We start from the raw sequence: 23,833 nt of genomic DNA on the forward strand, positions 1-23,833 counted from the left end.
GAATGGGGCACCGGCAGCGTTATGCCGCATGCATTGGGAGCAAGTCGTCGTTGTTGAAACTGCGGTAAGAAAACAATAGGAGCCCGTTTGGCTCGTGCCTAAGCCGGGTCACGACTTCTCAAGTAGCTTTTCCACTCGCCGTGCCCGGTGATGTCAAGCGCGTCTGCCACCGCATAGGCTTCGCAGAGGAAGCCTTGCACGCATTCGCCGTCCTCGAGTTCCAGGGAGCCTATCCCTAAGGGGGCCGGGATTTCCGCGACAAAGCCGCCGAATTCCGCCACCGGCAGCTCCCAGACCTCGACTTCGATGGCGGCACCGGGCGCTTGCCGCAGCAGCCCGGGACGCTTGCCGTCCGGAAGGGCATAGAGGCGATAGCTCGGCGCCGTGCGGGTTACCTTAACCAGCCTTCCTCTACGGCGGGTCAGTTGTCCGTTGAGCGGGAGTCCGGACAAATGGGCGCCGCAGACGGCGATCCGGACATGGCCCGGTTTTTCCCGCTCGGGTTGAGAAGAAGGCGCCGGCAAGGGCTGGCCGGTGGCGCCCATCGTCAGTCCAGCGGCGTAATGCAGCCGTTCGGCCAGATTCAGCAGGGCGTGATCGCTGCCGGCCGGGGCAAACAGCGTGATGCCGAACGGCAGGCCGCCCGGATTGAACCCTCCCGGCACGGCGACGGCGGCGAGGCATATCAGATTCATGAAGTTGGTGTAATAGCCGAGATTGCTGTTGAGCCGAACGGGATCGGCCTCGACCTCGGCAAGCCGGTAGATCGTTCCCGTGGTCGGCGTCAGGATGATGTCCGCTTGCGTCCAAACTTCCTCCGCGGCCCGCTTTAGAGCCATGAGGCGATAGAAGGCGGCGAAGGTATCGCTCGCCGAGTGGTGCTTGCCGCGCTCGATGATCGTGCGTGTGACCGGGTAGACGGCATCCGGGTCTCTATCCAGCAGATCGCGTATCGCCAGATAGCGCTCCGCGACCCAGGGACCTTCGTACAACAGGCGGGCCGTTTCGAGAAACGGGGCAAAATCGATTTCGATTCTGCGACCACCGATGGCTTCCAGCCGTTCCGCGGCGGCCGCGAACAGCCGCTCAGCGTCCTTGTCGCCGAAGAATTCGAGCTGATCGGGCCGCGGCACTCCGAAACGGAAGCGCTCGGCGAATTCGGGCCGCGCCGTTCCATCGCATCGGGCATAAGGATCGGACGGGTCGAATGTCGCCACCACCCGAAACACCCGCCGCGCATCGCCGGCAGTCAAGGCGAATATCGACACGCAATCCAGCGAACGGCAGGCGGGCACGACGCCCGAGGTGCTGATGAGGCCCGGCGTGGGTTTGAGCCCGACGAGATTGTTGAACGCCGCCGGCACTCGCCCGGACCCGGCGGTATCGGTACCCAGTGCGAAGCTGACCCATCCCTTGGCCACGGCCACCGCCGAGCCCGAGCTCGATCCTCCCGAGATATAACCCGGATCGAAGGCGTTCGGGCAGGCGCCATAGGGCGAACGGGTGCCGGTCAGGCCGGTCGCGAACTGGTCCAGGTTGGTCTTGCCGATGGGAATCGCGCCCGCCTCGATCAGCTTCCGGACGGCGAAGGCCGATTGCTCCGGACGGTAGGCGTAGGCGGGGCAGGCGGCGGTGGTCGGGGTTCCCGCCAGGTCGATGTTGTCCTTGATGGCGAAGGGAATGCCGTACAGGGGCAATTCGGCCGGCGAGCGCTGCTCCAGCGCATGGGCATATCGCAGGACTTCATCCGCCGGCAGACGGTAGATCCAGACGGGCTGCCCGTGTTCGGCGTCCATCCGGGCGAGCAGGCCTTCGATCAATCGGACCGGCGTGATACGGCGCTGGCGGTAGGCCGCCGACAAGGTTTCGATATCGAGACTCGCCGGAAAATTATCGGTCATTGCTTATCCTCCGTTTGCAGCACGAGCAGGTCTTGCCCGGCGGCCACCGGGCCGCCTTCGGTGCAGAAAACGCCCCAGACGGTGCCGGCGGCCGGGGCGTGAATGTGAATCTCGGTTTTCATGGATTCGACGATCACCAGGAGATCGCCGGCCTCCACCCGGTCGCCCGTCCCCACCGCGATTTTCCAGACGCTGCCGGCCACATGGGACGCGACGGCCCGGGCGTCGGGCGGAAGATCGAGTTCGGTATCCGCCGCCGCTTTGGCCACGGCATGATCGTCGGCAAAACTCCGTTCCGAACCGGCCCAGCGTTCCCGTTCCGCCTCGAATGCCGCCTGCTGTTTCGCCTTGAATGCGGCGATTTCCTCCCGATGGGTCTCCAGAAACCGGTTGTACTCCGTGAGGCTGAAGGTTTCTTCGCGGATGTCCAGCTTCAGGCGTCCCCGGATGAAATCCTCGCGGTAGCGCGTCAGTTCGTCCGCCGTGACCGGGAAGAAGCGGATCTGATCGAAGAAGCGCAGCAGCCAGGGTTTGCCGTCCCGGAAATCGGCGGTTTGACGATAGCGGTTCCACATTTGCACGGTGCGCCCCACGAACTGATAACCGCCCGGACCCTCCATGCCGTACACGCACAGGTAGGCTCCGCCGATGCCGACCGCATTTTCCGGGGTCCAGGTGCGGGCCGGGTTGTACTTGGTTGTCACCAGCCGGTGGCGCGGATCGACGGGCGTCGCCACCGGCGCGCCCAGGTAAACGTCGCCCAGTCCCAGGACCAGATAGCTGGCGTCGAACACGATCCGCTTGACCTCGTCGATGCTGTCGAGGCCGTTGATGCGGCGGATGAATTCGATGTTGCTGGGGCACCAGGGCGCATCCTTGCGCACCGATTGCATGTACTTTTCGACGGCGAGCTGAGTGGACGGATCGTCCCAGGAGAGCGGCAAATGGACGATGCGGGTCGGCGTTTCCATGTCGTCTATGGCCGGCAATTCGCTCTCCGCGGCTATGAGCACATCGAGCAGCCGTTCCTGCGGGATCGCGCGATCATCGAAATGGACCTGGAGCGAGCGGATGCCCGGTGTGAGGTCGACGATGCCGGCGATGCTCCGCTCCTTCAGCCACTCCATCAGGGCGTGAACCCGGAACCGGAGATTCAAGTCGAGAACCGGCGGACCGTATTCGATGAGCAGGTTGCAATCGCCGGACCGGCGATAGACCGCCGTGGGACAGGAGTCCTCGCCGGACCTTTCGTAAAGCACCGGGCTGCAGAGTGCGCGCGGATTGTCCCCGTGAAGTGTCGTCTGTCTTCGCGGTTCCGCCCGCGTAACAGTGCCGCCGTCGCCGATGCGGGACAGGGAAGCGTCGATCTCGTCCGCCAGTGCGCGGGCCTGGTCCGGGGTGACCGGCCGGAAGCGCACCGTATTGCCGGGGCGGAGTTGCCCCAGCTTCCACAGCTCGGCCTGGACGATCGTGACCGGACAAACGAAGCCGCCGAGGCTGGGGCCGTCGGGGCCCAGGATGACCGGCATGTCGCCGGTAAAGTCGACGGCGCCGACGGCGTAAGCGTTGTCGTGAATGTTCGACGGATGCAGCCCCGCTTCGCCGCCGTCCTGCCGGGCCCATTCGGGTTTTGGGCCGATCAGACGGATTCCGGTGCGGCTGGAGTTGTAGTGTACCTCCCAATCCGTGGCGAAGAAGGTTTTGATATCGCGATGGGTAAAGAAATCCGGTGCGCCGTGGGGCCCGTAAAGCACGCCGATTTCCCAGGCGTCGGTATAACTCGGGATCAGGTCCGTCGGCGGCCGAATGCCCGTCTGCGTCGTTGCGGCCGGCTTTTCTAGATGCAGCACATCGCCGGTGCGGAGTGCGCGTCCGGCATGGCCGCCGAAGCATCCAAGCGTGAAGGTCGATTTGGAGCCCAGATAATCGGGCAGGTCGAAGCCTCCGGCGACCGCGAGATAGGCGCGGCAGCCGTGGCCGTCGACCGGGCCGATACGGAGGACTTGCCCCGCTCTGACCGAATGCGCGGTCCACAGGGGCAGCGGTTCGCCATCCAGTTCTGCGCGCATCGCTGCGCCGCACAGCGATATCAGCACGTCGCAGTTGAACCGCAGGGTCGGACCGGTGACGGTCAATTCGAGCGCCGCCGTTCCTTCGGCGTTCCCAATCAGCCGATTGGCGATGCGGAAGGCGAGGGCGTCCATGGGGCCCGACGGCGGCACCCCCACGTCCCAATAACCGAGCCGGCCGGGATAGTCCTGTATCGTGCTTTGGGTACCCGGTTCCATCACTTCGAGCGTGCGCCGGCGATATTCGAAACGGGCGAGATAACCCGTGGTCTGGCTGCCTTCCCGGAATACCCCGTCGTCCGCGATCTGGCGGAGATAATCGAGGTTGGTTTCGATGCCGGCGAGCCGGGTTTCGGCCAGGGCTTGTTTTAAGATTGCGATGGCGCGGTCGCGATCCGCGGCATGCACGATCAGCTTGGCCAGCAGGGGATCGTAGAACGCGGGCACCTCGAGTCCGCGTGTTAACCAGTGATCCGTCCGCACGCCTTCCGGAAACGATACTTCGGTGAGGAGTCCGGAAGACGGCTGAAAGTTCTTGCCGGGGTCCTCGGCATAAATCCGAACCTGTATCGACGAGCCTTCGGGCTGGTGCCGATAGCGCTCGAAAAACGCCCGTTCGCCCGCGGCCAGCCGCACCATCCATTCGACCAGATCGACCCCGGTGACCGCTTCGGTGACGCCGTGCTCCACCTGCAGGCGGGTATTGACCTCGAGGAAATAGAATTGGCCCGTCGCCGCGTCGTACACGAATTCCACCGTGCCCGCCGAGCGGTAATTCACGGCGCGCCCCATGGCCAGGGCATGCGCATAAAGCCGTTCCCGCACCTCGGGACTCAAACCCGGCGCCGGCGTTTCCTCGACCACCTTCTGGTTGCGGCGTTGCAGCGAGCAGTCCCGTTCGCCGAGATGCAGAACGCCCCCTTGTCCATCGCCGAAAATTTGCACTTCGATATGGCGGGCGCGTTCGACGAATTTTTCCAGATAGAGCCCGGTGTCCTTGAAATTGGCGGCGCCGAGGCGCTGAACCGAGTCGTAGGCATCCACGAGTTCGGATTCGCTCCGGCACAATCGCATGCCAATCCCTCCGCCGCCCGCGGTGCTTTTCAGCATCACCGGAAAGCCGATGCGTTGAGCCTCGGCCAGAGCGTGCCGTATATCGGACAGGAGTCCGGTTCCGGGCAGCAGCGGAACGCCGTTCGCCTCGGCGATTTCACGCGCCGTGTGCTTGAGTCCGAATCTTCGGATCTGCTCAGGCGTCGGGCCGATGAAGGCGAGCCCGCGTTCGGCGCATGCCTCGGCGAAAGCGGCGTTTTCGCTCAAGAAGCCGTAACCGGGATGGATGGCCTCCGCGCCGCTGCTTCGCGCCGCATCGAGGATGCGGTCGATGCGGAGATAACTTTCGGCGGCGGGCGGCGGGCCGATGCAGACGGCTTCATCGGCTTCTTCCACGTGACGGGCGTGGGCGTCGGCCTCCGAATAAACCGCCACGCTGCCGATTCCCAAGCGGCGCAGGGTACGTTGAATACGGCAGGCGATCTCGCCGCGATTGGCGATCAATACCTTGTCGAACATCGGTGTTCTTGCTCTTTCAGGATGGGGCGGGCCGTCCCGCCGTTTTCGCGAGCCACGGGTCGTCCCGCGGCGAATCGAATCATGGTTGATGGCATGCCCCGAGGCTGGGTGCCTCATGGCTGGCGCGATGCTTCGGCAACATGGGAAACGTCCCGGCGCGGTCGCTCATCCGTTCCACACCAGCAGCCGGATCGGCGTCGGGTTGTAGGCGTTGCACGGGTTGTTGAGTTGCGGACAGTTGGAAATCAGCACCATCACGTCCATCTCGGCGCGCAGCTCGACATATTTGCCGGGTGCCGAAATGCCGTCGGCGAAGGTCAGGCCGCCTTCGGGAGTTACCGGCACGTTCATGAAGAAATTGATGTTGGCGGTGATGTCGCGCTTGGTCATGACGAGCTGACGGGCGCGATCGCTGTGGGCCAGAGCATGCAGGAAGTTGTCGCGGCAGCTGTGCATGGGGCGCTTGTCGAGAGCATAGCGCACAGTGTTGCTCTCCGCGGCACAGGCGCCGCCCAGCGTGTCGTGGCGGCCGCAGGTGTCGGCGACGATGGTCAGCATGGGCCGCCCCTCGCTGGAATACAAAACCGAACCGACCCCGAGATAAAGATTGCCCTGGCGGCGTATGGTATCCACCGCACTGTAGCGCTCTTCCCGATCATCGGCGCTGTAGAAGAGGGTATCCACCGCCTGGTTGCCCTCCAGGTCGAGGATGCGAAAGATCTGGCCTTTCTTCACCAACCCCGTCCACGGTTCTCCGGCCGGGCATGTTTCGTCGAGAACGGCGTTTTCCGGAGCGAGTGTGCTTTCGATCAACATGGGTGTCCTCCTAGCAGGCGTAGAAACGCTCGGTATTGATGAAACCGCGCCGGTTCTGTTCGCACGAGGTGCGGCAGAGGTCGCTTTCACCGGCGGGCCCCGCATGCCAGGCGGTCAGCTTTACCGCCGCCGGCCGGTATTCCGGGTTCGGGTCCAGCGGGTGCGGCGCGGTCGAAAACACCACCAGCACGTTCATGTCGAAGCGCAGATCGACCACGTCGCCGGCCCGGCTGTGCCCGGAACGGAAGCGAAGTCCGCCGTCCGCATCCGCCGTCACCTTGCTGAAGAAATTGACGTTGGCGGCCAGATCGCGCTTGCCCAGGCCCCATTTGCCGAGTTCGATCAGGAGGCCGTCCCGGCCGCTGCGGTACATGTCGTTGCGGTGGGTCTGAAACGTGGCGGTGCCGTATTTGTCCAGAATCGATGCGTTGTCGCTGGTGCCGCACACGGTGTCGTGCCAGCCGACCGAATCGTGGATGATCGAGCACAGCACTCGGCCCATGTCGGAGTAGCACACGTGGCCGGCGGTGAGGAAGGCGGTGTGCTGGGCCTTCAGCGTATCCGGCATGTTGTAGCGTTCCAGCTTCTCCTCCTGGTTGTAGAACAGCGCCGAGACGTTGGCGCCGCCCTCCAGGTCGGTGAGGCGCAGCGCCGAACCGCGCCGCAGCAGGCCGGACCAGTGATTGCCGCCGGGAACCGTCTCTTCCCAGAGGATTCGGTCAGGGGTGAAGGTGATCGTCATGCTTGACCTCTCATCATCGAAAAATGAACACAAAAAGAAGCGCTCCGGTTCTTGGCCGCATGGCTCGCATCGGCACCGGTCGTGGTCATGCGGCAGCCCCCGGCTGTGCGGTGGCCGTGAGCTTGTCCAGCATTCCGCGATCGGTTTGCATCCCCGAGGTGGCGCGGATGCGGGACAGGATTTCCCGTTTCAGCTCGGTGAATTCGGGAGATAGCTTCATGTCCTGCTCGCGTTCCGGTGGCAGCGGAACCTCGTAGATCGAGTCGATCCGTCCGGGACGGGGCGCCATCAGGACCACCCGGTCGCCGAGATAGATCGCCTCTTCCACGTCATGGGTGACGAACACGATGGTGGGCCTTTCCAGCGCGAACACATGCAGGATGAGATCGTGCATCACCTCGCGCGTCTGCGCGTCGAGCGCGCCGAACGGTTCGTCCATCAACAGGATGTCGGGCCGGTTCATCAGTGCGCGGGCGATGGCCACGCGCTGCTGCATGCCCCCGGAAAGCTGGTTGGGATAGGCGTTTTCGACCGGGGCGAGCCCCATCAGCCCTATCAGGGCGTCGGTACGCCCGGAAGCGATTTCCACGTCGGCCGAAGTGATCTCTTCGCGCTTGATCTTGAGCGAGCGGCAGAAGCGGATGTTTTCGCGCACCGTGAGCCACGGGTACAGGCTGTAATGCTGGAACACCATGGCGCGCTCGGCTCCGGGACCGGACACCGGCCGGCCGTCCACCCGGATTTCGCCCGAGCTGAGGTCCTCCAGGCCGCCGATGCTGCGCAGCAGGGTGGATTTGCCGCAGCCCGAAGCGCCCACCAGGGTGACGAATTGGTTGGCGCGAATATCGAGGTCGACGTTCTCGAGCGCGGCGATGTGCCGTCCCCCGGTGTCGAACAGCTTGTTGGCTCGTCTGATTTCGATCTTGGCCGTCATGTTGATCACTTGAAGTAAAGCCAGGGGAAACGCTTGCGGTGCAGCCAGCGGAACGACTGGTCCATCAGCAGCCCGAACAGCCCGATCAGAAGAATGCCGGCAAAGATCTTGTCGGTTTGCAGGAAGCGCTGCGCCTTGAGAATGGCGAAGCCCAGTCCTGAATTGGCCGCCACCAGCTCGGCCACGACCAGGTAGGTCCAGGCCCAGCCCATGGTGACGCGCAGCGTATCCAGCAGCGCCGGTTTGGCGGACGGCAGTATCACCAGCCGGGTCAGTTCGCCGCGCGTCGCGCCCATGGTCTGCGCCGCCTCGATCTGGGCCATGGGCACGCGGCGGATGTCTTCGGCCATCATCAGCACCATCTGGAAAAAAGTGCCGATGAAGATGATGGCGATCTTGGCGCTCTCCTCGATGCCGACCCACAGCATCACCAGCGGAATGAAGGCCACCGCGGGCATGTAGCGGATGAAATCGGTGAGCGGTTCGAACAGCGCCTGCAGCGGCCGATAAGTGCCGATCAGCAGCGCCAGCGGCAAGGCCAGCACGGCGGAGATGGCGAAGCCGGCGGTCACCCGGTAGACGCTGATCCAGATGTCGCCCAGCAGGTCGTCCTCGGCGAACCAGCCGTAGATCCGGGTAACCACTTCTTCCGGCGCCGGCATGAACACCTTGTCCACCCAGCCGCTGTGGGCCAGACCCCACCAGGCCGCCAGCGGCGCCAAGAGGCCCAGCAGCGCGAGAACCAGATATTCGCGGCGGCCGATCTGTCCCCGTATCACCCACCATCGCCGGCGCGGGTTCGGGATGCCGCTGTCGTATTGAGCTGCCATTCTCTTTCCTCGATTGAAGCCGTTAAGAAAAGGTGCGAGTGTCCCCGGCGGAGGCGGGCCGCTGCCTATTTCCTGTCCGCGATTTCCTTTATCAACGAGCCGTCCACGCCCTGGGCGAAGTCCACGGTGCCTTCCATCAGCCGGTTGTCGAGCAGGAAGTCGGAAATGGCGGGAGCTACGTTCAGCAGCGACCGGGATTGGTCGGGCGGGCCGAAAGCTTCGAGGTTATCGGCCTCGGCGAAGAACTTGGTGCCGGGCAGAAAAATCTTGTATTCGTCGGTCTTGAGGCCGACGACCTTGGACATGATCTTGACCGCCTGGTCCGGGTGTTCGCGAATGAACTTTTCGGCGTCGTACCAGGCCTCGATCATGCCCAGGAAATCCTTGCGGTGGACGGCGAGGGATTTTTCCTGCACGACCAGGAGGTCGGGAATCAGTCCGGGGATGTCCTTGGAGCTGAACAGCGCCTTGCCCTTGCCCGACAGCTCGATCTTGTTGACCCAGGGGTTCCATACCACGGTGGCGTCGACACGACCGCTCAGGAAGGCCGCCGCGGCGTCGCCGGCGGACAGGTTGACGATCTCGACGTCCGCCTGCGTCATGCCGTTCTTGGCCAGCGCGGTCACCAGCAGGAAATGGGAGACGCTGAACTGCTCCAGCGCGATCTTCTTGCCCTTGAGGTCGGCGAAGCTCTCGATCTTGGGGCTGACCATCAGAGCGTCGTTGCCGGCCGAGTTGTCGTTGACCAGTATGGCCTTGAGCGGAATGCCCTTGGCCAGAGGGGCCATGGTGTCGGACCAGGTCTGGCAATTGCCGTCCAGCTGGCCGGCCGACAACGCGGAAATGGAATCGGTGTAGTTGGCGAACCAAACCAGTTTGACTTTGGCGCCGTGCTTTTTGAAATAGCCGTTTTTTTCGGCCACGTACCAGGCGACCCAGCCCGGCCAGTCGCTGACGCCGATCTTGACCTCGGCGGGAGACGGCAGGGGAAGCAGAAGAAGGCCGATCAAGGCCGGGAAAGCGAGAAAACGGCGCAAGGCATGGGCGAATAGGGACGACATCACGGGGCTCCTTTTCGGAAATTACACGGCGAGAGGGCGAACCGGTTCTTACGAACCGTCACGACCTCCCGGGCTTTTATCCCGCCGTGTAACCCCGCGAGCCACGGGGCCGGAAACTCTCGGACCAGACGCCCCCGAGCGGAGGGGCCGGAACCCTAGTCGCCATTTGTGAACGGTGCCGCCGAATGGCGCACCTCTCGTTACGGATGAGACCGAGCAGGATGCGTGCCAGCCTCGAATTCAGCGGCTTCGGCAAGATTCGGAACTGAATTGCGCGCGATTTGGACCGATTTCGGGGCGAGAGGTCGGTCTTGTGCTCCGAAATGGTGCAGAAAAACCGGATTCGACTATCGCCTAGAGTCTTTTATTGCTGCCGGAAGCAGATGTCCGTTCAGCCGATCCGGGAAGACCAACGCTGCTTATTGTTTTTTAAGAGGCATGGCGCGCTTTGTGCTTTTGTAGTCTTTCGACGACTCACAGGGCTCCGCTGTTTAAGCGCAAGAAACACAGGAGCCTGAACTCATGAAAAACATCAAATCGAAGCGTCATCTGGCACTCATCGCGGGCGGGCTGATGAGTATCGGTGACCCGAGCCGGGCAGAAGAGACATCCGGTTTATTGGGGGGATTAAAGGTCATCAACGAATCAGCCTGGATGAAATCCCTGGGGCTGACCCTGACCGGCTGGATAGACGCGGGTATTACCTACAACGCCAACGATCCGGCGGACAACTACAACGGTCCCGTGATCTTCAACGATCGGGCCGGCGAGTTTCAGCTCAATCAGTTGGTGGTGGATTTGTCCCGAACCGTGAACGTCGAGGGCGGCGATTGGGACGTGGGCGGAAAGCTGACTTTCATGTTCGGTACCGACGCCCGGACCAACACCATCAACGCCTATGGCGACGGTCATTGGGACAACGACTTGATCGGCGACGACACGCGTTTCTACAAAATCGCGCTTCCCAACGCTTATATCGACGTGTTCGCACCGTTCGGCAACGGAATCACGGCACGGCTGGGCCGTTTCTATACCATCATGGGTTATGAAACGGGTCTGTCTCCGGACAACTTCTTTTATTCCCACCCGTATACCTTCCAGTACGGCGAACCCTTTACCCATACCGGGGCCATGTTCACCTACCCGGTCGTCAGCAATCTGTTGGTCACCCTCGGGGCCGTCACCGGAGGACACAATCAGTTCGGCGGATCGCTGGACGGCAATGCGGGCTGGGACGGTTTCGACAAGAATATGGAGAACTGGAATTTTCTGGGCGGCGTTTTCTGGAATACCGACGATAAGGCTACGTCGGTCGGACTCTCGATCATCACCGGGGATGTCAACGCCGATAACGACCTCGACGATTTTCGCCGGGAAACGGGCATCGACAAAAAGGACAATCGCACCTTCTACAGTTTCATTTTCAAGCAGAATTTCACCGATCACTTGCACTATGTCTTCCAGCACGATCACGGCATAGAGCAACAACATCCGTTGAACAACTTCAAGGACGCTCAGTGGTACGGCATTCAGCAGCAGCTGATCTACGATGTCACCGATACCGTGGGCGTGGGATTGAGGGGCGAGTGGTTCCGCGATGACGACGGCGTGCGGGTTGCGCAAATGTGTCCCGGCTGCGCCGTTCTTGCTTCCGGACCCGCCAGCTATTACGGCGTTACCCTTGGCTTGAACTGGAAACCGCTGGACTGGGTCGCGGTTCGTCCCGAAGTCCGATACGACTGGGCTGACGGAATAGACAACTACGACGCGCGCAAGAAAAGCGATCAGCTTTTATTCGCTATCGACGCGGTCATCAAGTTCTGAGGAGTTCCATTCTCCGCCGCGGATCGAGAGCATTGATCGTAGGGTGGGTTAGCGGAGCGTAACCCACCGATTCGAGGTGGTTCGGCGGGTTACGGCCTCGCGGCCTAACCCACCATCGATGGGTTTTGCTTCGCTCTACCCATCCTACAAACTACAAACAGTGGCGCTGTCGGCAGCATTTCCTGCTTAGTGCAGCAAAGTCAGTTCCCACCGGCTGTCCCGATCGTTCTGGCGGATGGTGTAGATGTGGCAATCGTCGCCGAGCACCTTGAAGTAGCGGTGCTCCGGCGTGGTCCAGCGGTTGAGGATTTCCACCTTGACTTTGCGGTCGTCGATCAACATCCGCCGCGGTTCTTCGTCGCCGCGATAGCCGGCATAACAGAACACCCTGATTTCGGAAAAAGATTCACGTTTCATGCGCCTTAGAACTGTCCAAAGGGTAACCTTTCTTAGACAGTTCCAGGGCGTTTGTATCGTCAAAGTGACGTGGAGTGGTTCCGGAGTCGGTCTAAAACGCCTCGTCCTTGAAATCCATGATGCTCCCGCTGCCGGAAAGAATGGCGGAAAAGAGCCCCGAGGTTCTGGGCAAGATGCGCTCCATGAAAAAGCGAGCGGTGTCGAGCTTGGCCTGATAAAAGCCGGTTGTATCGTTCTCGACCTTTGTTTGCGCGATTTCCGCCATGCGCGCCCAGCAATAGGCCATGGTGGTGAGGCCGAACAGATGCAGGTAGTCGTAGGCCGCGGCGCCGGCTTCGTTGGGGTCGGCGAGACTGCGCTCGGCGATGAAGGCCGTCGCGCGTTGCAGCCGGCCGAACGCCTTGGCCAGCGGTTCGGTGACGAAGGCCAGTTGAGCCTGCCCGGTACGTTCGTCGAGATAACGCTGGACCGGGTGGAAGAAGCTGCGCAAGTACCGCCCGGCATGGGCGGGCAGCTTGCGTCCGACCAGGTCCAGCGCCTGGATGCCGTTGGCGCCCTCGTAGATCTGGGCGATGCGCGCATCGCGCACGAACTGTTCGATGCCGTGTTCTCGAATATAGCCGTGCCCGCCGTATACCTGCATGGCCAGATTGGCGGTTTCGAACCCGAGATCCGTGAAGAAGGCCTTCACCACGGGCGTCAGCAGGGCGACGAAGTCCTCCGCCTGCTGGCGGATTCCGGGGTCCGGGTGCCGGTTTTCCTTGTCCAATTGAGCGCCGACCCAGGCCGACATCGCCCGCATCCCTTCGGTATAGGCGCGCATGGTCAAGAGCATGCGCCGCACGTCCGGATGGACGATGAGCGGATCGGCCGGCTTGTCGGGATTTTTCGGGCCGGTCAGGGCGCGGCCTTGCAAGCGCTCCTTGGCATAGGCCGCGGCATTTTGATAGGCCACTTCGCCGAGCCCCAGCCCCTGCAATCCGACTTCGAGGCGGGCGCTGTTCATCATCACGAACATGGCGCGGAGTCCTTTATGGAGATCTCCGATCAGATAGCCGGTAGCGTCTTCGAGGCTCAGGCTGCATGTGCTCGAGCCCTTGATGCCCATCTTGTGTTCGATGGCCGTGCAGAAGATGCGGTTGCGAGGTCCGAGGCTTCCGTCCGGGTTGACCAGGAACTTCGGCACCAGAAACAGGCTTATGCCCTTGACCCCAGGCGGGGCGTCGGGTGCGCGCGCCAGGACCATCTGGATGATGTTTTCGCTGAGATCCTGCTCGCCGCCCGAAATGAAAATCTTGTTGCCGGTGAGCCGATAAGTGCCGTCGGCTTGCGGAACCGCCTTGGTGCGGAGCAGGCCGAGATCGGTGCCGCATTGCGGCTCGGTCAGGCACATGGTGCCGGTCCAGCGTCCTTCCACCATGTTCGGAAGATAAAGATTCTTGATCTCCTCCGAGGCCGTCTTGAGCAGCAACTGATAGGCGCCGTGGGTCAGCTTGGTGTAGATGGCGAAGGACAGATTGCTGGCCGACATCATTTCCGAGGTCAGCACGTAGACCGTTTCCGGAAGTCCCTGCCCGCCGTATTCGGGGCGGCTGGTCAACCCCGGCCAGCCGCCTTCCCGGTAGCGCTGATACGCGTCCTTGAAGCCGCGCGGAGTGTGCACCTCGCCGTTCTCGAGCCGGCAGCCTTCCTCGTCGCCGCTCCGGTTGAGGGGGAACAGAATGTTTTCGGCCACCTTGGCCATTTCCTCCAGGACCGCATCCACCAGCTCGGGCGGCACGTCCTCCATGCCGGGCATGTCCTCCAAGTGCTGGTCGGCCAGGAACTCGTGGTAGATGAAGCGCATGTCGCGCAAGGGTGCTTTGTAGGTGGCCATGGCTAGTTCCTCAAAGGCTTGCCGGTTTCCAGCATGTGTTCCATGCGGGCGATCGTTTCCTTTCGCTTGACCAGGTCCATGAAGGCGCGCCGCTCCAATGCCAAGAGATCGTCTTCGGACAATGGCTTGCTGATGTCGGTATCGCTTCCAGTGAGTACATCGGCCAAGGCTCCGGCGACAACAGCGTCGTGGGCCGTGGCCTTGCCGAGCCGCCGGTACTGGCCGATGGCCATGTCCAGCGCGGCCTTGCCCGAAGGCCCTGGGAGATAAAAGACCGGCGGCTCGGGCGGCGCGTAGCTTTCGCTCAGCGCCAGCGCCTTTTCCTTGGCGTCGAACAGCAGCCGGTCGCGGTTCATGGTGATGCCGTCGGTGGGGCGCAGGAACAGAAGGTCTTTCGCTTCCTGGGCCGATTTCGACACAGTGGCGACGCTGACGGTTTCGAAGACGCGGGCGACCGGCGCCATCGGGCCTTGGGGAGATTTCTTGTCGGCGAAGGCGCGCAGCAGCATCTCCTTGCAGCCGCCCCAGCCGGGAGTCACGCCGACGCCGGCTTCCACCAGCCCCATGTACAATTCGGCATGAGCCTGGACGGCATCGCAATGGAGCAGAATTTCGCATCCGCCGCCGAGGGCCATTCCCGAGGGCGCGCCGACCACGGGGAAGGGCGCGTATTCGAGTGCCTTGAACGCCTCCTGGCCCTGTTTGACCATGTTCTCCACTTCCGGCCACAGCGCGATGTTGACGCCGAAGAGCAGCACCCCGAGATTGGCTCCGGCGGAGAAATTGTCGGCTTCGTTGTAAATCACCAGCGCGCGGTAATCGCTCCGCACGATGTCGACAGCCTTGTGGACCAGCTTGAGCACCAGAGGATCGAAGGTGTTCATCTTGCTCTGGAATTCCAGGCAGACGACGCCGTCGCCCACGTCCCAAAGGCTCGCCGAAGGATTCTTCGTCAGAGGCTTGCTGCGCCGCTTGACGTCGGCCAGCAGCAAGACGCCGGGTGGCCGGTTCACCGCTCGTAGAGTGGGCTTGGTCCCGCCCGTGCCGGTGAATGCAAGCCCGTGCAGCCGCCCGTCGACGACTTGGTAAAGCGGTCCGTCGTGTCGGAGCAGATCTGGCACGGGCTTGCCCATGGCTTCGAGCATCCGGACCAGGTTTTCGTCGCCGATCCGGTCGATCAGTTCGAACGGGCCGTACTGCCAGTTGTAGCCCAGCCGCATGGCACGGTCGACCGATTCCAGGTCGTCGGCGACGTGCGGCGCCACCTCGGCGGCGTAAGCCAGGGTCTGGGCCATGACGCTCCGGGCGTATTCGGCGGTCTTGTCGTGGAACTGCAGCAGCCCGGCCAAGCCGCCCGCCTTCATCGCCGCGATGCTGGCGAGTTCCGGTTTGGTGCTGACCCGGTACGCGCCGGTTTGAAGGTCCAGCGCTTCCTTGATCCGCTCGCCGCGGTTCCGGTTCAAGCGATAAAATCCGCCTTTGCCTTTGCGTCCGGTATAGCCTTCCGCGATCATCCGCGTCACCAGGTCCGGCACTTGGCTGATGGCGTGGAACGGATCGTTCGGCGGAAGCGCCCGATCCATGCCGGGAACGATGTGGGGGACGAGATCGAGACCGACCAGGTCGAGCAGGCCGAATATGCCGGTTTTCGGGATGCCGAACGGATGGCTGATGACGGTGTCGGCTTTCTCGACGGTGAGCCCGAGACGCAGGGCTTCCAGGAGCCCCAGCTGCAGCCAGAAGATGCCGATGCGGTTGGCGATGAAGCCGGGCGTATCGTTGGAATGCACGATGCTCTTGCCGAGCCGCCGGTCGCCGAAGTCGACCAGCGCGGCTAGCGCATCGGGCCGGGTTTCGGGGCCGTAAACGATTTCCAGCAGCCGCATGTAGCGCGGCGGATTGAAGAAGTGAGTGATCAGGAAGTCGCGCCGGAAATTCTCCGGCATGTCCCGCGTGAGCTCGGCGAGCGGGAGGGTGGAGGTGTTGGAGGAAACGACGGAACCGGATTTGCGGACACTGTCCAGGTTGCGGTAGAGCCTGTGCTTGATGTCCGGTTTTTCGATTACCGCCTCGATGATCCAATCGGCCTCGGCGAGTTTTTCGAGATCGTCCTCGATGTTGCCGGGCGTGATCCGCGCGAGATTCTTGCGGTGCATCAACGGGGGCGGATCGGTTTCCTGAAGCTTCTTCAAGGCGTTCTTGGCAACCATGTTCCGATCCGTTGCGCCTTCGGGCACGATGTCCAGCAACAAAACCGGGACGCCGGCGTTGGCGGCCTGGGCCGCGATAGCCGATCCCATGACTCCTGCGCCGATGACAGCCATTTTTTCTATTTTCATCATGTCGGCCTCACTTGACTTGGAGACGGGCCATCCGAGGCCCGCCTTTTCAAAGTTCAAACCGCTTCCAGAATCGTCGCGATGCCTTGTCCGCCGCCTATGCACTGCGTCGCCAGGGCGTAGCGCTTCTTTTCCTTTTTCAGCAGCGACGCCGCTTTTCCGGTGATGCGGGCTCCGCTCGCGCCCAGCGGATGGCCCAGGGCGATGGCGCCGCCGTGGAGATTGAGCTTGCTCTCGTCGATGCCGAGTTCACGGATGCACGCCAGCGCCTGGACCGCGAAGGCTTCGTTCAATTCGATGATATCGATGTCCTCGAGAGCGAGCCCTGCGCGTTGCAACGCCTTGCGGCTCGCGGCGACCGGACCTATGCCCATGATCTCTGGGGCGCAGCCGGCCACCGCGATGCTCTTGACGCGCGCCAGGGGTTCGAGTCCGTGGCGTTCCGCGTAATCCTCGGAGCAGACCAGGACCGCGGCGGCGCCGTCGGTGAGGGGCGAAGAGGTTCCGGCCGTGACCACGCCGTTCTCCCTGAAGGCAGGTCTAAGACCGGCCAAGCCCTCCGGAGTGGTTTCGGGACGCGGGCAGCCGTCCTGCGTCACCGTGCCGTCAGGTGTCTCGATGGGGATAAGTTCGTCGTCGAATTGGCCTGCGTCTCCGGCTTCCCGCGTTTTGCGCTGGCTGTCGAAGGCGAAGCGCTCCTGGTCGGCGCGGTTGATGCCGTACCGCTCGACCAGGTTTTCCGCGGTTTCGCCCATGCTCATGTAGGCTTGCGGATATTCCTGGTAAAGCCTGGGGTGAGGCATCGGATTGAAGCCCGTCATCGGCACCCGGCTCATGGATTCGACGCCGGCGCAGATGAACGCCTCGCCGGCATTCAGTTGAATGGCTCCCGCCGCCTGGTGTATGGCCTGCATGGACGAGCCGCAGAACCGGTTGATGGTGGTGCCTGCGACCGACTGCGGGAGACCGGCCAGGAATACCACGAGACGGCCCAAATTGAAGCCTTGCTCGGCTTCCGGAAAGGCGCAGCCGAGGATCAAATCCTCGATGTCTTCGGGTTTGGCGCCGGTTTTGCGCAACAAGGCTTTCACCACTTGCGCGGCCAATTCGTCGGGGCGGATGCCGCTGAGCTGCCCTTTCTTGGCCGGGGTAAACGGCGAGCGGCAGTAGCCGGCGATGACAACGTTTTTCATGGTCTGCCTCCTGACAGGAAACGCCACAAAGGACAGGAGATCGCTCGATCTCCGAAACGGAAACAACAATTAAATACAGAAATGGCGGCGTATCGCCTGTGGCCGCCTAAATCGGCCGTGTCATCCGAAATTCTTAGACGCAGCGGGAATTAAAGGAACGTGCTGCGTGTCGTATTGTTAAGTCAGTTTCCGCAACTCGCGGCGAAGAATCTTGCCTACGGCGCTCTTCGGGAGTTCGTCGCGGAATTCTATATACTTAGGCACCTTGTAGGCCGCCAAGTTCATACGGCAGTAGCGGCGGACGGTGTCCGCATCCAGGCTCTCGTCCTTGCGCACGATAAAAACCTTGACCGTTTCTCCGGTCTTGTCGTCCGGCACGCCTATCGCGGCACACTCCCGAACAGCCGGGTGGGTACTTAAGACGGCCTCGAGTTCATTGGGATAAACGTTGAAGCCCGAGACGAGAATCATGTCCTTCTTGCGGTCCACGATATAGAAGAATCCGTTTTCGTCCATCCGGGCGATGTCCCCGGTACGCAGCCACCCGTCCGGCGTCATGACGTTTTCGGTTTCGTCCGGGCTGTTCCAATAACCCTTCATGACCTGAGGTCCGCGCACGTACAGCTCGCCAGCCGTCCCGACCGGCAGCGGACGTCCGTCGTCGTCCCGAACGCTGCATTCGGTGGATGGCACGGGAAGCCCGATGCTGCCGTTGAATTCCGTCAATCCGGGCGGATTGACGGAAACCACGGGAGAGGTTTCGGTCAAGCCATAACCTTCGGTGATCGGGCAGCCGGTCACTTGCTGCCAGCGGTTCGCCACGGCTTCCTCGGTCGGCATGCCGCCGCTGATGACGAACTTGAGCGAGCTGAAATCCAGTTCGTCGAAGCCGGGCGTGTTGAGCAATCCCTTGAAGAGCGTGTTGACGCCGGTTATGACGCTGAAACGCACCTTGCCGAGCATCTTAATGAGACCTTGCAGGTCTCGCGGATTGGTAATGAGATAGTTCAACCCACCCAGTTCGGTGAAGCACAGCAAATCCACGGTCAGGGCAAAGATGTGGTAGAGCGGCAGCGCGGTGATCACGACTTCCTCGCCTTTGACCATCGCTCGTTCCGGGGGAAGTCCGCCGACAATCCACTGGGTGCACTGCTCCACGTTCGCAAGCAGATTGCGGTGCGTCAGCATGGCCCCTTTGGCGATGCCGGTGGTGCCTCCGGTGTATTGGAGAAAGGCGACGTCTTCCAGTTTCAGATCATGCCTTTCGAAAGAAAGCAGGCTGCCTTCCTGCAGGGCCGTATTGAAGGAGACGGCCTCGCTGATGTGGGTGCCGGGGTTTCCCGTTTTGAACAGGCGCACGTACCAGTTGATCAGATAGGAGCGGGGAAACCGCAGCAGGTCGCCGAGTCCGGAAATGATGATCGCCTTGAGCTTTAATCTTGGAAGCGCGGCCGCTACTGCCGGGACGAAATTCTCGAGCATCACCAGGGCTGCTGCCCCCGAGTCTTGGAGTTGATGTTCCAATTCGCGGGCGGAGTAGAGGGGATTCGTGTTGACGACGATCAGCCCGGCGCGCAGCGCGCCCCATAAGGCAACGGGTTGCTGCGAGACATTCGGCAGCATGATGGCGATCCGTTCACCTCGTTCCAGGCCTAGGCGTCGGTTCAGGAAACTGGCGAAATGCCGGCTCAGCTCCTCGAGTTCGGCATAGCAAAGAGTCCGCCCCAAATTGGAAAGTGCCGGCCGTTCCCGATAGCGGGCGGCCATTTCTTCGAAAAAATGCGCCAGCGAAGAGTATTGCGGTTCGCCGATGGTTTCCGGGACGCCCGGCGGATAGCTCTTCAACCAGGGCTTTTCCATGACGTATTGCGACAAGGTGCTTTGAAGGTTTCGCATGGCGCTCTCCGCTGCACAATAAATCACTTGAACGGGTTCGACTCAACCCGCCGGGGCGTCCCTGGTCAAAAAGCGAGTCACGATGTCCCTTATACCACCAATATCCTCCGCGAGCATATTGTGGCGATCGGCATGCACGGACCGGAGAATCCTGTTCTTCGAGCTCAGGGCCTTATAGATCATCCGCGCGCTTTCCGGATCGAGAATCGGATCGTGATCGGCCTGTGCCAATAATACCGGACACTGCACGTCCGCGAGACTTTCCTCCAGTTCCTGGATCAAGCGGCGCAGTTCGTAGAGCGTACGCAGAGGCACTTCCCGATAGGCGTATTGCGGATATTCCGGCGTTCTTTCCACGAACGGCCGGCTGTTTCGCCGAGACATCCAGCGAACCAGAATGTTTGGGCTGCGGAGCAGCGGAGCCATGGGACCCGACGCGCTGAACTTGAAGGGCGGCGAAATCGCGGCTATCCCTGCCAAGCGCTCAGGCTGTTCGCTGGCCAGTTGCAGCGCCAACAGACCGCCGATTCCGGTGCCGACGATGTAAATGTGAGACGCATAAGCCTTCATGATCTCGTACCCGCGGCGCAAGGATTCGAGCCAGTCCTCCCAGCGTCGGTCTTTGAGGTCGTAGGGCGAAGTTCCGTGGCCTTTCAAACGGACGCCGAGGGCGTGAAAACCGAGATCGGCCAAGCGTCCGCCGAAGTCGCGCATTTCGGCCGGCGAAGACAAAAGTTCGTGGATCAGAATCACGCCGGCACCATTGCTCGATCGCGCCTTCAGAAAGAAGGGGCGAGGGCTCGCGGCCGCGGTTATCGCAGGAGACGTCAAACTTGGAGCGTGTTTGGCATAGTGCTTCGAATCCCATCGCCATGACCTGACCTCATCGTCGAACTGAAGATTTGCCAGTTCGAGAGCGCTTAGCTTCTTTTCCACCGATAGGGCGCGCTTGACTGCCTCCGTAATGCCGGAAATGGGTTCGATCTCGTTGGCATAAACCGAGATTACGTTTTCGATGCGAATTTCATCGAATTCGTGTTCATGAAGCAGCTTGGGCAGCAACCGATAACGATCCGGATGAACTTCGATCAGCCCGCTGGCTTTCGCGGTATCGATCAATTCTTGCAGACCGGAATGTTCGCCTTCCAGCAGGTTTCGATATTCCTCGGGGTCTTGCAGGCTGCGGTGAAGATGTACGTGCGGCAATCGCTGGGTGTATTTGATGGCCAAATACAGGCTGCGGAAAAATTCGGCCCGGTCGATCTCGATCCGGTTACGTCTTGCGCGATACAAAATCAGTGTCGAGGCGAGGTGGCTGAGATTCACCGTCACCGCCTGATACATCTCGCGCATATATTTGTTGCGCACGATCTGGGCACGCTGGCGCAGCCGGCCGGCCAGGAGCCGCTCTTTCGTGTTGGCGGGTTTCCGGGTGACGGCGAAGACATCGTCGATTGTCCCGATGCGCGGCGCTACCCATTTTGCCAGCCAGGTTTCCCAGTGGTGCCAGGACTCCGACGCGATAATCGGATGTCCGAACTGGATATCCATATCGGTGTTGCGCAGCAGGATATTCCCCTCGATCAGGATTTCTTCCGCAGCCCGCCGGCTCAGCCCACGGCTCAACAGTTCGGCGGCGCTGCTCAAAATATGTTCGTTGATGCGTATGGGATAGAAGGTAATGTTCGCCGGAACCACGATGGTGGGTTGGTGCGCGGCGGCCAGCAGGGCTTCGCGGCTCTCCATCCCGAGCGCCTCGGCCCATGATGTCAGACGCTCCTGCTGCCCTTGGTGCTCGGCGCGGCGCACGGCCATTTTGAAGATTTCAAGACCCATCGCCAGAACGGCGGCCCCGGTATGGTGTTTGCGCCTATCCATGCTGACTCGGGAGTAAATGCTGTAGCGGCCTCTTTTGTCGAGAACCCGGCGGTCCTTCACCATGCCCCCTTCGGGAAAGATGACGACCTTGCGGCCGAGCAGGATTTGTTCGGCGAGCCAGGGCAGAAGTCTCGGGTAGTTGTTCGGGATGACGCCGACGTCGCGCAGGAATCCCGCCAGGACACTGTCTTCCTCCTCGAAGAATTCCGCCGAGGCCACCGAGCAGCAGTAGACCTTTCTGGCCTCGTACATCAGGTATTGGGGGATGAAGGTCTCGAATCGGGCGAAGTGGTTGAAAAGGAAGATATGGCCGCGATCAATGATGTCCGGGCTGCCGTGCAAGGTGATGCGGACCTTGAGCAGCTTCTTGATCTGCCGGAAAACGCGCACCGACCAGTCATAAGTCGAGGTGTTGATGCCATATTCCGGATCTGCGTTCGGATGGCCTTCCATGTGGCGTTGTTTGAGAAACATACTTTTTCTGTCGGGTAGCGTACTCTCTCTTTTCATTTAGATCCATCTGTGCCGATTGATTGCTCAATCGGCCGTCACCACCGTTTTGGTGGGACGAGTGGTATAGTAGGCCGAAAATTCAGTGCCGTTATCTGGCCTTTTTGTAGTCGCTTTCTCATGACGTGGACGGAAGATCCCGAAATTTCGCCGGATGAGTATCCGGAGCGAATCAGTAAATCCCAGTTGAAGCGCGAAAGCGCAGCCTTGCAGGATCTTGGAGAAGAGTTGATCGGCTTATCCCGCGAACAGCTCGAGCGGCTGGACTTGCCTGTAGAGCTGATGGAAGCGGTGCGGCTCGGACAGTCCATCACCGAGCGCGGCGCCCTTAAGCGGCAGCGCAAGTATATCGGCAAAGTGCTGCGCCATATCGACGCTGAACCCATTCGGGCAGGGCTCGCGGCCCTCAGGAACGAGAGCGCTGAAGCGGTGCACCGGCAGCATGTCATCGAGCGTTGGCGCGATCGCATGATAGCCGAAGGCGATGCCGCGATTAACGAATTCTTGGCAGCCCATCCGGGAGCCGACCGGCAGAAGTTGCGGCAGCTGTCCCGAGACGCGCGCCGGGAGCGCGATGCGGCGGCTGCCCCCAAGTCTGCTCGCTTGCTGTTTCGGTACTTGCGGGAAGTTCTGGAGTGAGGTTGACCCGTGAAGTATCGGATTAGGTCGGTTTTTCTGCCGATCCTTTTCGCAGTCTTTGCCGCCGCATTTCAGGTTGCAAAGGCCGAAGAGAGTATCGATCGGCTGCTGTTTTCGCGGAGGTCGCTAGGGCCGGCGGAGTTGGCGGTCATCGTGAACGAGGCCGACCCGTCGAGCGTCGCCATCGGCAATTACTACCAAAAACGGCGAGGCATACCCGAGGAGAACATGATACGGGTGAGTTTTCCGCCGGGTACCGACAACCTGCCGCGCGCCCAGTTCGAATCCGTCAAGCAGGCGGTGGACAGTCGGACGCCGCCGGGGGTTCAAGCCTATGCGCTCGCATGGATGGCGCCGTTCAGGGTCGATTGCATGTCGATCACCTCCGCTTTCGCGCTAGGTTTCGACCAAGCCTATTGTTCGAGCAAATGCGGCGAAACCAAGCCCAGCGGATACTTTCATTCCGCCAGCCGCGCGCCTTATACCGATCACGGCATTCGGCCCGCGATGATGCTGGCCGGGCGCACGGTCCGGGATGTCCGCAAACTGATCGATCGCGGCATCGCCTCCGACCGGACCTATCCGGCCGGTACCGGTTACTTGCTGAACACCTCCGACAAGCACCGAAGCGTTCGGGCTGTCACGTTCGACAAGACGGTCGATATGCTCGGCGCGGCGATCCGGCTGCATCGGGTTGAAGCGGACTTCATCAGCGGCAAGCAGGATGTGCTGTTCTACTTTACCGGACTGGCGAAGGTGCCGGATCTCGACACCTTGGGTTTCGTGCCCGGGGCGATGGCGGATCACCTGACCTCGTTCGGCGGGAGGCTGACCGAAAATGCCCAGATGAGCAGCGTGCGCTGGCTGGAGGCGGGGGCTACGGCGAGCTACGGCACGGTGACGGAACCCTGCAATATCCTGAGCAAGTTTCCTCATCCGGCCGTGGCTATGTGGCACTATCTGGAAGGCGATACGGTACTCGAAGCCTATTGGAAAAGCGTCGCCCGGCCAGGGGAGGGCGTTTTCATCGGCGAGCCTTTGGCGGCGCCCTTCGCGCCTCAATTGATCCAGCATAAAGGCCTGATCACCGTCAAGCTGTTTTCCCCGAGGTCGCATATGCTGGCGTTGCAAGCCGCGACCAGCGCTATCGGACCCTACCGTTCGGCGGTCAAAACCTATGTCCTCATACCCGGCTATAATGAACTGTCCTTCCAATTGCCGGATACCGCCGCATTTTATCGATTGGCCTATCCGGGCAGCGAACAAACCAAGAAATAGTTCAAAAGAATTCGTGCCGGTTTTCTTTCGGCTGCCGAGCGGCGCAGCAAAATAACTG

At 61.5% G+C, this 23,833-nt stretch carries 16 protein-coding genes and 1 riboswitch; of the genes, 3 read left to right on the forward strand and 13 right to left on the reverse strand.

Features of this window, described 5'->3' with window-relative positions:
- Positions 1–98: 98 nt before the first annotated feature.
- From atzF to JOD69_RS14850, 7 genes are all read right to left on the reverse strand, one after another.
- Positions 99–1,901, reverse strand: a complete 1,803-nt coding sequence (gene atzF, locus JOD69_RS14820) for an allophanate hydrolase (protein ID WP_086134700.1) — start codon at positions 1,899–1,901, stop codon at positions 99–101.
- Positions 1,898–5,542, reverse strand: a complete 3,645-nt coding sequence (gene uca / locus JOD69_RS14825) for an urea carboxylase (protein WP_086134701.1) — start codon at positions 5,540–5,542, stop codon at positions 1,898–1,900. The genes atzF and uca overlap by 4 nt, the downstream gene beginning before the upstream one ends.
- Positions 5,543–5,707: 165 nt before the next feature.
- Positions 5,708–6,358 (reverse strand): urea amidolyase associated protein UAAP2, encoded by a 651-nt coding sequence (locus JOD69_RS14830; protein WP_086134702.1) that lies wholly within the window; start codon positions 6,356–6,358, stop codon positions 5,708–5,710.
- Positions 6,359–6,368: 10 nt separating this feature from the next.
- Positions 6,369–7,100 carry an urea amidolyase associated protein UAAP1 gene (locus tag JOD69_RS14835; protein WP_086134703.1) on the reverse strand — a complete coding sequence of 244 codons (732 nt, stop codon included), beginning with the start codon at positions 7,098–7,100 and terminating at the stop codon, positions 6,369–6,371.
- An 85-nt stretch (positions 7,101–7,185) separates the two neighbouring features.
- The gene (locus JOD69_RS14840) at positions 7,186–8,034 is read right to left on the reverse strand and encodes an ABC transporter ATP-binding protein (RefSeq protein ID WP_077730797.1); all 849 of its coding nucleotides are present in this window, start codon (positions 8,032–8,034) and stop codon (positions 7,186–7,188) included.
- Positions 8,035–8,039: 5 nt separating this feature from the next.
- Positions 8,040–8,864, reverse strand: coding sequence for an ABC transporter permease (locus tag JOD69_RS14845; RefSeq protein WP_086134704.1), 825 nt, complete (start codon positions 8,862–8,864; stop codon positions 8,040–8,042).
- A 65-nt stretch (positions 8,865–8,929) separates the two neighbouring features.
- Positions 8,930–9,925 (reverse strand): ABC transporter substrate-binding protein, encoded by a 996-nt coding sequence (locus JOD69_RS14850; protein ID WP_086134705.1) that lies wholly within the window; start codon positions 9,923–9,925, stop codon positions 8,930–8,932.
- Positions 9,926–9,988: 63 nt separating this feature from the next.
- Positions 9,989–10,095, reverse strand: a riboswitch (guanidine-I (ykkC/yxkD leader).
- 352 nt (positions 10,096–10,447) lie between these two features.
- On the opposite strand from JOD69_RS14850, the gene JOD69_RS14855 reads away from it, so the two are divergent.
- A complete protein-coding gene (locus JOD69_RS14855; RefSeq protein ID WP_086134706.1) occupies positions 10,448–11,749 on the forward strand; it encodes a porin in 1,302 nt (433 codons plus the stop codon).
- Between the two features lie 186 nt (positions 11,750–11,935).
- Here JOD69_RS14855 and JOD69_RS14860 read toward each other — a convergent pair whose 3' ends face one another.
- The 6 genes from JOD69_RS14860 to JOD69_RS14885 all read right to left on the reverse strand — a co-directional run bounded on the left by JOD69_RS14860 (position 11,936) and on the right by JOD69_RS14885 (position 21,822).
- Positions 11,936–12,166, reverse strand: a complete 231-nt coding sequence (locus tag JOD69_RS14860) for a hypothetical protein (protein WP_086134707.1) — start codon at positions 12,164–12,166, stop codon at positions 11,936–11,938.
- A gap of 91 nt (positions 12,167–12,257) precedes the next feature.
- Positions 12,258–14,042, reverse strand: a complete 1,785-nt coding sequence (locus JOD69_RS14865) for an acyl-CoA dehydrogenase C-terminal domain-containing protein (protein WP_086134708.1) — start codon at positions 14,040–14,042, stop codon at positions 12,258–12,260.
- Positions 14,043–14,044: 2 nt separating this feature from the next.
- Entirely contained in the window at positions 14,045–16,384 is a 2,340-nt protein-coding gene (locus JOD69_RS14870) for a 3-hydroxyacyl-CoA dehydrogenase/enoyl-CoA hydratase family protein (protein WP_240507064.1), read from the reverse strand.
- A 53-nt stretch (positions 16,385–16,437) separates the two neighbouring features.
- Positions 16,438–17,574 carry a thiolase family protein gene (locus JOD69_RS14875; RefSeq protein ID WP_086134709.1) on the reverse strand — a complete coding sequence of 379 codons (1,137 nt, stop codon included), beginning with the start codon at positions 17,572–17,574 and terminating at the stop codon, positions 16,438–16,440.
- 177 nt (positions 17,575–17,751) lie between these two features.
- Positions 17,752–19,470: an AMP-binding protein gene (locus tag JOD69_RS14880; protein ID WP_205780789.1), complete on the reverse strand. Its 1,719-nt coding sequence runs from the start codon at positions 19,468–19,470 to the stop codon at positions 17,752–17,754.
- 42 nt (positions 19,471–19,512) lie between these two features.
- Entirely contained in the window at positions 19,513–21,822 is a 2,310-nt protein-coding gene (locus JOD69_RS14885) for an alpha/beta fold hydrolase (protein ID WP_168183852.1), read from the reverse strand.
- Between the two features lie 156 nt (positions 21,823–21,978).
- Between JOD69_RS14885 and yjgA the strand changes: the two genes are divergently transcribed.
- Positions 21,979–22,497, forward strand: a complete 519-nt coding sequence (gene yjgA / locus JOD69_RS14890) for a ribosome biogenesis factor YjgA (RefSeq protein ID WP_077730786.1) — start codon at positions 21,979–21,981, stop codon at positions 22,495–22,497.
- Between the two features lie 9 nt (positions 22,498–22,506).
- Positions 22,507–23,775, forward strand: a complete 1,269-nt coding sequence (locus JOD69_RS14895) for a TIGR03790 family protein (protein WP_205781099.1) — start codon at positions 22,507–22,509, stop codon at positions 23,773–23,775.
- Positions 23,776–23,833: the final 58 nt, after the last annotated feature.

Source organism: Methylocaldum sp. RMAD-M (assembly GCF_017832375.1).
Taxonomy (GTDB): Bacteria; Pseudomonadota; Gammaproteobacteria; order Methylococcales; family Methylococcaceae; genus Methylocaldum.